7 protein-coding genes and 4 pseudogenes are annotated in these 10,001 nt (G+C 40.7%); 6 read left to right on the top strand and 5 right to left on the bottom strand.

Going from position 1 to position 10,001, the window contains the following annotated elements; translation table 11 throughout:
* Together FTV08_RS13815 and FTV08_RS13805 are read left to right on the top strand one after the other, a co-directional pair.
* A pseudogene (locus tag FTV08_RS13815) lies at window positions 1-547 on the top strand (IS3-like element ISAba19 family transposase); the annotation flags it as partial.
* 37 nt (window positions 548-584) lie between these two features.
* A pseudogene (locus FTV08_RS13805) lies at window positions 585-1,185 on the top strand (IS5 family transposase); the annotation flags it as partial.
* A gap of 49 nt (window positions 1,186-1,234) precedes the next feature.
* On the opposite strand, the gene FTV08_RS13800 reads toward FTV08_RS13805, so the two are convergent.
* The gene (locus tag FTV08_RS13800; RefSeq protein WP_180087522.1) at window positions 1,235-2,146 is read right to left on the bottom strand and encodes a ParB/RepB/Spo0J family partition protein; all 912 of its coding nucleotides are present in this window, start codon (window positions 2,144-2,146) and stop codon (window positions 1,235-1,237) included.
* 13 nt (window positions 2,147-2,159) lie between these two features.
* Window positions 2,160-2,933, bottom strand: coding sequence for a ParA family protein (locus FTV08_RS13795; protein ID WP_004647772.1), 774 nt, complete (start codon window positions 2,931-2,933; stop codon window positions 2,160-2,162).
* Window positions 2,934-3,789: 856 nt separating this feature from the next.
* Here FTV08_RS13795 and FTV08_RS13790 point away from each other — a divergent pair.
* The gene (locus FTV08_RS13790; RefSeq protein WP_180038949.1) at window positions 3,790-4,962 is read left to right on the top strand and encodes a replication initiation protein; all 1,173 of its coding nucleotides are present in this window, start codon (window positions 3,790-3,792) and stop codon (window positions 4,960-4,962) included.
* A gap of 272 nt (window positions 4,963-5,234) precedes the next feature.
* Window positions 5,235-5,384 (top strand): annotated as a pseudogene (locus FTV08_RS16310) (transposase); the annotation flags it as partial.
* 65 nt (window positions 5,385-5,449) lie between these two features.
* Here FTV08_RS16310 and FTV08_RS13785 read toward each other — a convergent pair.
* A pseudogene (locus FTV08_RS13785) lies at window positions 5,450-6,584 on the bottom strand (IS3 family transposase).
* A gap of 301 nt (window positions 6,585-6,885) precedes the next feature.
* Here FTV08_RS13785 and FTV08_RS13780 point away from each other — a divergent pair.
* Complete coding sequence (locus FTV08_RS13780) at window positions 6,886-7,137, top strand: TIGR03643 family protein (RefSeq protein ID WP_373683236.1); 252 nt, start codon at window positions 6,886-6,888, stop codon at window positions 7,135-7,137.
* A 65-nt stretch (window positions 7,138-7,202) separates the two neighbouring features.
* Here the strand turns inward: FTV08_RS13780 and FTV08_RS13775 are convergent, their stop codons facing one another.
* Together FTV08_RS13775 and FTV08_RS13770 are read right to left on the bottom strand one after the other, a co-directional pair.
* Window positions 7,203-7,286 (bottom strand): DUF2256 domain-containing protein, encoded by an 84-nt coding sequence (locus FTV08_RS13775; protein ID WP_180087524.1) that lies wholly within the window; start codon window positions 7,284-7,286, stop codon window positions 7,203-7,205.
* 3 nt (window positions 7,287-7,289) lie between these two features.
* On the bottom strand, window positions 7,290-8,813 hold the full coding sequence (locus FTV08_RS13770; protein WP_180087521.1) for a cryptochrome/photolyase family protein: 1,524 nt from the start codon (window positions 8,811-8,813) through the stop codon (window positions 7,290-7,292).
* Between the two features lie 389 nt (window positions 8,814-9,202).
* Between FTV08_RS13770 and nudC the strand changes: the two genes are divergently transcribed.
* Complete coding sequence (gene nudC, locus FTV08_RS13765; protein ID WP_180087520.1) at window positions 9,203-9,970, top strand: NAD(+) diphosphatase; 768 nt, start codon at window positions 9,203-9,205, stop codon at window positions 9,968-9,970.
* The last annotated feature ends 31 nt before the right edge of the window (window positions 9,971-10,001 follow it).

Below are 10,001 nucleotides of genomic sequence, written 5' to 3'. Positions count from 1 at the left end.
ATTTAGTGAAACGTAATTTTAATGCTGATCATCCAAACCAACTATGGGTGGGTGACTTTACCTATATTCAAACTCATTCAGGCTGGGTATATACCGCATTTGTTATTGATGTGTTCTCACGAGCAATAGTTGGATGGAAAGTATCTACACGAATGAATACAGATATGGTGCTCGATGCATTGGAGCAATGCATTGCACGATCGAGGCATGCCAAAGAATGTGATTCATCATTCCGATAGAGGTGTTCAATATCTTTCTATTCGCTATACCAATCGTTTAGAAACAGCAAATTTACGAGCATCAGTCGGTACAACTGGTGATTCATACGATAATGCTCTGGCTGAAACGGTGAATGGCTTATACAAAACAGAGGTGATTGAATATCTAAAAGCAGATTGGCAAGGTTTAGCAGATGTACAACTTGCGACACTAAACTGGGTAGATTGGTTCAATAAAAAGCGTGTACACAGTGCACTGGGTTGTATCACCTTTTGAGTTTGAAGCAATGTACTATGATAAGATTAACCCGTTAGGTCAGGTGGCCTAACTTAAATAAAAAAGTCTCCGATAAACCCAGTACGGTTCAGTATCGTTCAGGTATCCCGTGGCGAGACTTACCAGAACGCTTTGGTGATTTTAGAGTCGTGCATACTCGTTTTAGTCGTTGGGCTAAAACAGGTGTGTGGCAGAGAGTCTTTGAAGTACTGTCACATGACAGTGATAATGAATATGCCATGTTAGACTCTACCATTGTACGTGCTCATCAACACAGCGCTGGGGGGAAAAAATCAGGCGATTGGACGCAGTAAAGGGGGCTTAAGCACCAAAATTCATGCCCGTACTGATGCTTTAGGCAACCCGACAGGATTTTATCTCACTGATGGGCAGGTCCATGACTTAAATGGTTCAGATGTGTTGCTGGACTTATCGTTGAGCCAGATCTGGCTTATGGATAAAGCCTACAACTCTAGGGATCGGGTCATTGATCCAATTTTAGAGGCGAAGGGTCAAGTTGTGATGCCAGCGAAAAGTAATTCTATTGATCAGCGTGATTATGATCGACATCTCTACAAGGCAAGACATCTGATCGAGAACTTTTTTGCCAAGCTCAAGCAGTATCGTGCTATTGCCACACGCTATGATAAATTGGCTCAAAACTTCTTATCAGCGATCTTTCTGGCTTAATTGATAACACGCCCTAGTTTGAGATTGTCAAAAAAACTGTAGCAAGTTGCTACACTTTTTCACTTTTCTGAATAAGCTGTTTTAAAAAATCTTCTAGTTGTAAGAGACTAGCTTCGTCAATTTCCGAGATATTCAGAGAAACCTTAAGCTGTTTTTGATTGAGTTTGATATTCCCCGCAATCTTACCTGCATATTCAATTTTTCTAACCACAGATGTTGTGGTCAGTTTTCCTGGATCCTGACTCAATATTTTTTCAGCATAGGCAGTAACTTTACTTTGCTCTAGTTTTTTGTCTTTTACTTTTTCCCAAGCCCCTAGCAAAGCCTTTTCGGCCTCAGAAAGTTGCTCTATATGATCCGACAGAAATTTTTTGAATGCAGTTGCAGCAGTACGACCTAGTAGGCCTGGTTCCACATCAAGGTCATTTAAAATTACTTGAGGCAGTTTTTCGTATGCTAAATACTTGTACATATCTTCGCGATTTAAACCCAGTGAATTGGCTAAACGTTGCTTGTTTTTCTTTAACTTCTCATCAAGTGAGTTCAGGCCAATAAAAATTTCATAATCTGTCAGGTCCTGACGCTTTAAATTCTCTGCTAAGGTTAACAAAGATGCTTCTACATTATTCGCATCAATGATAATCGCTTCAATCACAGACTTGCCGAGTAAATGGTGCGCCCGTAAGCGCCGCTCGCCTGCAATGAGTTCATATTTCAGATTATCAAGTTTACGCACTGTAATGGGCTGCAACAGACCGACTTCATTAATGGAATCCGCCAGTTCTTTTAATTGTGACTCTTCAAATAATTTACGCGGCTGGTTTGGATTGCGGCTAATATCCTCAATAGGAACATTACGTCTAAACTCTTTCAGCTCTCTAATATTGTCTTTCTGTGCTTGCTGATGTTTTTCTGTATTCTGTTTCAGTTTCTGAGCTAAAAGCTCTTTGGTGCTTGCCATAATACTCTCAGGTTTAAACTTTAGCTACAATTTCATTGGCAAGGCTTTCAAAAGCCTTACGTACTTTTGAATTTTTTTCTACATTCAAAAGTGATTGTTGCAGAATCGCTGCTTGATTAACTTTAGTACTTTGAGGAATGGTGGTCTCTAAAAGTTTTCCTACCTGTTTTAAGGCTTCATTCCGAATCAGCTTACAGACATTCTGACGTTCATCATGCTTAATTAGTAAAGCGCCTAAAAGCTCTAAATCTGGATTAATACGTTTGATCTTTTCAAGATGATTTAAAAGATCTGTTACCCCATACAATCCATATTGTGATCCGGATTCGATAGGAATAATGACATGTGTTGAAGATGCCAGGGCATTGCTGGTTAATAATTTAAGACTAGGTGGACAGTCGATCAATATAAAATCATAAAGATCTTTTAACAGTTCTAACTTGATATTTAACTCTTCAGAAGGACGGGGAGCTTCTTCTTTTAGTTGGTCTTCAGTTTTTCCTAAATTCAAGGAACCATAAATTAATGATACTTTTTCAAAGTTCGTTTCTTCTTGTAATGCATCTGCCAACAACGAAATATCGCCCACTAGTAATTCTGCTGTAGTCACAACAATTTCGCTTGGATGTTGGATCCCAATGTGTAAACTTGCGTTTGCTTGAGGATCTAAATCAATGACTAAAACCTTGTTGCCCAGATTGGCAAGTTCTGAGGCTAGGTGCACAACAGTCGTTGTTTTGCCACATCCGCCTTTATGATTAGCAACAGTAATAATTTTTGCAGACATGCGTGTCAGATGCTTCCGTATTTGAATGTTTAGTAATATAAATAACTTTCACTCATCTTACTATAGTTTTAAAATTTATAAATCCTATTTGTTCAGATGTAAAACAGCTTAAAAATAAATCTTTAACTAAGCTAGCTTAATTAATAATTAGAATAATTAGTTATTTAGCTAATTAATAATTAAGAGTGTATTTTTATTTTATAAAACAAATGCTTAGAGTTTTAAAGGTGGAAGGTTTGTCACTCTAAAGTGGAAGGTCTGTCACTCTAAAGTGGAAGGTCTGTCACTCTAAAGTGGAAGGTCTGTCACTCTAAAGTGGAAGGTTTGTCACTCTAAAGTGGAAGGTCTGTCACTAGGGTGGAAGGTTTGTCACTGCTATTTTTTAAACCGCTATTTTTATTTAAAAATAATTTAAAAAACAATTATTTAATATGTTAATAAAGTCTCGTAACTAAGCCTTAAAGGTGGAATGATTGTCACTGTATATTTTTAACCTGTGGATAATCTGTTTTTATTGGATATTTCCTGATGATTATATGTGCAGTTATACCTTTCGAATCTAACTGAAAGGTGGAAGCCTTGTCACATCAGGGTTTCTATTTAATTTAACCTATCTGAATGTGGGTGAAAAAATAAAAATAGTCATTCTAAACTGTAATTTCGGGGGCTAAAGGTGGAAGGTCTGTCACTGTAGGGTGGAAATATTGTATTTAATTCCACTTTAAAGGCAAAAAACCGGATAATAACGCTTTTTTTTGATGACGGACCTTCCACTTTTAGAATCTTGTGGTGAAAGTCTTGAAAGTTTTTCCACTTTTGTATATAAAAACTAAGTCAAATTATAAATATCACGGTTATGACAGAATCTGAACCATTGCAAGAAGAAACGAATTATATTCCCTACTGTATAGGCAACATTCGCCATAATGGCGTTGTCAGTACCAGTAACCGATTAATTCGCCCAATCGAGTTGTCATCCAATGAATATAAGGCACTTCTATATGCAATGGCGGTTGCGAATTATAGTGAGAAAAATAAGGTAAATAGTGAAATTACCGAACAAACTTATATTTATTTGTATAAGGATGATTTGGCAGATTTACTAGGATTAAATAAACGTAATTCAATTAATGTTGCAATAGATCGGATCTATAAAGAGCTTTCATCCCGAGTAGCTCATTTTATTATTGAGGAGCCTGCTGATAATGGTAAGAGAAAGACTAAAAAAGTACATTCTGTCGTTCCCATTATCCGTGAGTTAAGATGGGAAGATGACTCTAAAAATGCAATTCAGATTCGTTTTACCAGTGAGGTGTTGCCGTATTTCACTCAACTGGCTGGGGGTAATTTTACTACCTATCAGCTAAAACATCTTTTTGCCCTAGATTCTGTTGCCAGTATGAGTCTTTATACTTATTTCATTAAAAACGAATTTAAGTACGCCAATCAAAAGAGTTATGAAGTGCCATTACTTTTAGAAAACTTGAAAGCACTGATTGATATTAATGAAACCAAATATGATCGCTGGGTAGATTTTAGACGCTATGTATTAGACAAAATAGTGGCAGAAATTAACGAAAATACAGATCTACAATTAGAGTATGAAACCGTTAAGAAAGGCCGTCCAATTGTAGGTGTGAATTTTAAACTGCATCATCGGATTGCTGATAAGGCACTGGATGAAATTGCAGTGATCGAAAAAATCTATCTTGATGTTCCATTTGAAGACAATGCATCCGTAAAAGAATTAGGGGCTAAATTCGATACGAATGTACGTTCTTGGTATATTTTTAATAATGATGAAAATTATCAGCAGTTCAAGAAGTGGTTTAAAAAAGTAGGATGCCTCACTGACTCTCAAGCAAATATTGTCATTAATGACACTTTATTCCAAATGGATTTTGCTGAAATTGGTATGGGGCTGAATGACTTTAAACGAAATATGAAGCATAAACTTAAAAACAATCCGGAATTCGTTCAAAGTATTCGTGAAAGACTGAATGATATTTTTGGTAAAGAGCTGATCTAGCGAAAAGTGTAGCAACTTGCTACACTTTTTTAGATATATGTTCGTAAAGAATACAAGTGGTAAGGACCCTAGGATAAAAACGACTCTGTTGCATAAAGGCTTTAGAGGTAGATCTTCCCTAAGTTATACAAATTCAAGTGACAACTTGGGTATGAGGTCTGCCTAATTTCTTAAATCTATTCAAAACGTAAGCGTTCGCTGAACACACCTTATGAACTCATCCTATAAGCCTTAATTTAGTCCCTACTTAAAAACAAGTGGGGACTAAATTTATGACTGCAAATAACCAGACATCCATCACATCTCTTGAGAAAAATCGAAGAACATGCAGTGCTGAATTTAAACAGCAGATCGTTCAGGCTTGTAAAGCACCGGACGTTTCAATTGCTTCAGTCGCTTTGCAACATGGATTGAATACAAATTAATGTGGTTCCGTTAATTAGACCACTCAATTTAGTTTTATAAGTGATAAATCCGCTCTAAATATTTAAATTATGCTGCCATTACATTTTAGTAAATGTTGATCATAAAATTCATTTGGTGTTGCCTTATTCAAACTTGAATGAGGACGTATCATGTTATAAAAATCCAAATATTCAGCAATTGATTGTTTCGCTTGTTTAACCGTATCGTAAGCCTTCAAATAGACTTCCCCATGCTTCACGCTACGCCATAACCGCTCAATCATCACATTATCTATCCACCGTCCTTTCCCATCCATACTGATACAGATATTTCGCAATTTTAACTCATTCAAAAATGCCTTGCTTGTGAATTGACTGCCTTGGTCTGTATTAAACACCTCTGGACAACCATATTTCGCAATTGCTTCTTGCAACGCATCTATGCAAAAGTCTGTTTCCATACTGATCGATACACGATGAGCCAGTACTTTATGACTATGCCAATCTATAATTGCACACAGATAGACAAAGCCTTTAGCCATAGGAATGTACGTGATATCTGTACACCAGACTTGATTAGAGTGATCTATGACCATGTTTTTCAACAGATATGGGAAAATACGGTGTGCAAGATTAGGCTTACTGGTATTGGGTTTGGGATACAAGGCATGTATTCCCATCAAGCGCATTAAACGTCGGACTTTACGCCGACTATTTGATGTCCTTGACGCTGTAGCATATCTCGTATCATTCGACTGCCCATAAATGGGTAGTCGAGATGAATTTCATCGATCAGACGCATCCAACTCAAATCAGTTGATGAAATCTCTTTGGGCTTGTAATACAACGTACTGCGATTGATTTGAATCAATTGCGATTGTTGTCGTACCGAAAGTTGATGGGTCTTATCGATCATTTTTTGCCGCTCAGCTGCCCTATTTTTCTGAGTGCACCTTCTAAAAGATTAATTTGCAATGCCTGATGTCATATCTTGGCATGTAGAGCTTTGAGGTCAATCTCAGGTTCTTGTTGTGCTGTTGGTCGTGAAAAATACTGATTGATTGCTCAAGCAGTTGATTTTCCCAATCAATTATTTGGTTTTGATGTAAATCGAATTGAGTAGAAAGTTCAGCGAGTGTGTGGTCGCCTTTTAATTGCTGCGAGAGCAACTTTAACTTTAAAATCTGCTGAATGATTACGACGTTTTCTTCGTGTCATGCTTGACTCCAAAAACAAGCATTTCCCATGCTTATTGGGGAGTAGATTATCACTTATAGGCATGGTCTAAAATCCTAGACCCACATCACAGGTATTTGGACCACAGGCTGAGCTCGAAGGCCCGATAGGACAGCAACAACATACAATCCACGTAAAAAATCACAAAATCTTCATCTTCGTTTTATTAAGATGAGTATGGTCAACTTGATCTGACCCAGATACAGAGAGATAGCGTTAAATTTTATCGCTCAATTTTTATTTTAAAAATGAAAGTAAGCAGAGGTATGTGGTGCGTAAAGTAATTGAATATGCGGGAGCAGATCTGTCAAGGATCATTGAAATGGCCTGGGAAGATCGCACCCCATTTGAAGCCATCCAGCGTGAGTTTGGCTTAAATGAAACTGCAGTGATTCGCTTGATGCGGAAAAATATGAAAGCATCGAGTTTTAAAATGTGGCGTGAACGAGTCACCGGCCGAAAAACTAAACATCTGCAACTGCGTTCACCCGATGTGATACGAGCCTATTGTTCACGGCAATACAAGCGTTTCTAAGCGTTTGATTTTGACCGCCGTCTAGACTCACGTTTACATCGTTCAGAACAGTATCTGACTTCCTCTCAGCAGCGTTGCCATTTCTTGCACCAAGTAAAAGGGCGCAAGCAGTGAATACAGGTTTTTTCAGGGAGATGCTGTTTTTTCATGGTTTATAACTCATCGATCTGGCTGAGAAGCTGTTGGGCATGGCTGATGATCTGCGGCCGATCTTGAAGTTTATCTAGCTGGCGATAGATCATGCCCATACGTGGATGATTACGGAATGTCGCTTCATATCGGATCATGAAATACCAGTACAGGCTATTGAATGGACAGCTGTCCGGCTCGGTGCGGGTTTTGACACTGTAGCTACAGTGCTTGCAGTAATCCGACATCTTATGGATGTAATTGCCCGAAGCGGCATAAGGCTTGCTAGCCATCAAGCCGCCATCGGCATGCATCACCATGCCCAACGTATTCGGCAATTCTACCCATGCATAGGCATCGGCATACACCGCCAAGTACCATTCACTGATCTGATGGGGATCAACACCGCTCAATAAGGCAAAATTGCCAGTCACCATCAGACGCTGGATATGATGTGCATAGGCATGCTGAAAGGTATTGCGGAAACACTGCGTCATACAGTTCATCCGTGTACGGCCGGTCCAGTAAAATTGCGGCAGCGGTGCTGAGTGCTGCAGCACGTTGCGGCTGGCGTATTCGGGCATGTTCAGCCAGTAAATCCCGCGGACATATTCGCGCCAGCCCAGAATCTGCCGAATAAACCCTTCCACGGCATTCAGTGGCGCATGACCAGCATGGTAAGCCGCTTCTGCGGCATCACAGACTTCTCGGGGCAGCAATAGGCCGCAGTTCAGATAAGGCGAGAGCAGGCTGTGAAACAGCGTGTCTGCACCCTGAACCATGGCATCCTGATAATCGCCAAAGTGCGGCAAACTGTGGTCAATAAAATGCTGCAGCGCGCGCAGCGCATCATTGCGCGTGGTGGCCCAGCGGAAGTTGTCAAGGCTGCCAGCGTGAAGCGGAAACTCGCGCTCAACCATTTGCATTACATCCAGATCAATCTGATCGCGTTCAAAATGAAGTGTTGGAGGCAATGGTGGAGTGCCTGACCATGCCTTGCGATTGGCGCTGTCATAGTTCCACTGTTGTCCAAGCGGCTGCTGTCTCTGCATCAAATAACCGGTCTGTTTACGCATTTCCCGGTAAAAATATTCCATGCGCAATGTCTGGTAGCGGCTGGCCCAGTGCCGGAACTGCTCCGGGCTACAGAAAAAACGATCGTCATCCAGACACTGTACCGGCAGTTGCAGCTGCTGGCTCCAGTGCTTTTCAATCTGCTGCTGCAGGCGGTATTCCCCGCATCGGGTCATTACCAATTCTGTGACGGGGAACAGCAGTTGCTGTGCCTGTACGAAATCCAGCAGGCTACGAATCGGACTGCCGTACTGAAAAGCATGGTAACGTACACGCCAGCCTTCCGCTTTGAGCTCTTTGGCAAAATGCCGCATTGCGCTAAAAATCAGGGCAATTTTCTGCGGATGATGGGCGACATAAGTCGCTTCCTCAACCACTTCGGCCATCAGGATCACATCCCGGGTACGGTCCAGCGCTTTAAGCGTAGCGAGCTGATGATGAAGCTGGTCACCTAAAATTAAACCGAAACGCATAGCCCTTCCAGACCCGATCAAAGATAGTCTAGTGTAAAGCCAGACAGTTCAATTTTTTGTGAAAACACAGATCAGTCCGCATGTTCAGTAAATTCAACCCGACCAGATGATCTGCTGACATTGCACATGAATCATGATTGCTACAATAACAGAGTGTTCATCTCTATAATGCTACATCCAGTTGATGAAATTCGCTTCGCATTATTCCTGAAGACATAATTGTTGTGAAAATTATGTGATTTTAATCAAAAAGATACAAATTATTATGGTTGTAATTCAGGCAACGTGCGCCTAGTATCTAAATAGAAGTTACTCCATGTAAACTTCCTTAGTTTTGTCCCATACATCCCCAGTATGGGATTTTTTTTAATCAGGGAATTCTCACGAGCATGCATTCAAAAGCGTATATTTTTAGACAGCAGCAATTACTGGTGGATGAGCATTTTCAGTTGCCGCAGGTAGCCAAACTGCAGCACGACTTGAACTTGACGGAAAATGGCGAGATCATTGCTCGTGACCTGAAAGAAGACGAACCGGTGCCTGAAGGTTATGAGCTGGTTCCGATCCGACAACTAGTGCAAGTCTGGAACAGACCACAATTTGAAGAGGCCAGCCGTGCGGTACAGTTACTGGAATGGCGCCGTAACCACCGCTTTTGCAGTAAATGCGGCCATGCCACCCAGCAACACGCCAGCCAGTATGCCATGGTCTGTCCATCCTGTGGCTATAACCAGTATCCACGGGTGAATCCCTGTGTGATTACCATCATTACCCGGGGCGAAGATGAAATTCTGCTGGCAAAAAATGCCCGCAATAAAACCCAAATGTACAGTCTGATTGCCGGCTTTGTTCAAGTCGGAGAAACCCTGGAAGAGGCAGTCCGCCGTGAAACCCTAGAAGAAGTTGGGCTGCAGATCAAAAACATTCAATATCTGGCCAGCCAGCCGTGGCCGTTTCCCAGCAATCTGATGATGGCCTTCAAGGCGGAATATCATACAGGGGACATTCAAATTCAGGAAAATGAACTGAGCGATGCGCAGTTTTTCAAATTTGATCAGTTACCCGAAATTCCGTTCAAGGGCAGTATTGCCTATGCCATGATTCAGCATGTGATGCATGGTACCCCTGTGGCAGATGACAGCAAAGAATGGCTTTAATCCGGAAACCAGTCTAGGGCTTTTTCAACAG

The sequence above is a fragment of the Acinetobacter sp. YH12226 genome (assembly GCF_013417805.1).
Classification (GTDB): domain Bacteria; phylum Pseudomonadota; class Gammaproteobacteria; order Pseudomonadales; family Moraxellaceae; genus Acinetobacter.
This window is presented reverse-complemented; position numbering and strand designations above follow the sequence as displayed.

Bases quoted from the DNA above. Each gene is read 5' to 3' on its own strand.
- FTV08_RS13800 (WP_180087522.1), bottom strand. From the start codon at position 2,146: ATGGCAAGCACCAAAGAGCTTTTAGCTCAGAAACTGAAACAGAATACA.
- FTV08_RS13795 (WP_004647772.1), bottom strand. From the start codon at position 2,933: ATGTCTGCAAAAATTATTACTGTTGCTAATCATAAAGGCGGATGTGGC.
- FTV08_RS13790 (WP_180038949.1), top strand. From the start codon at position 3,790: ATGACAGAATCTGAACCATTGCAAGAAGAAACGAATTATATTCCCTAC.
- FTV08_RS13775 (WP_180087524.1), bottom strand. From the start codon at position 7,286: ATGAAAAAACAGCATCTCCCTGAAAAAACCTGTATTCACTGCTTGCGC.
- FTV08_RS13770 (WP_180087521.1), bottom strand. From the start codon at position 8,813: ATGCGTTTCGGTTTAATTTTAGGTGACCAGCTTCATCATCAGCTCGCT.
- nudC (WP_180087520.1), top strand. From the start codon at position 9,203: ATGCATTCAAAAGCGTATATTTTTAGACAGCAGCAATTACTGGTGGAT.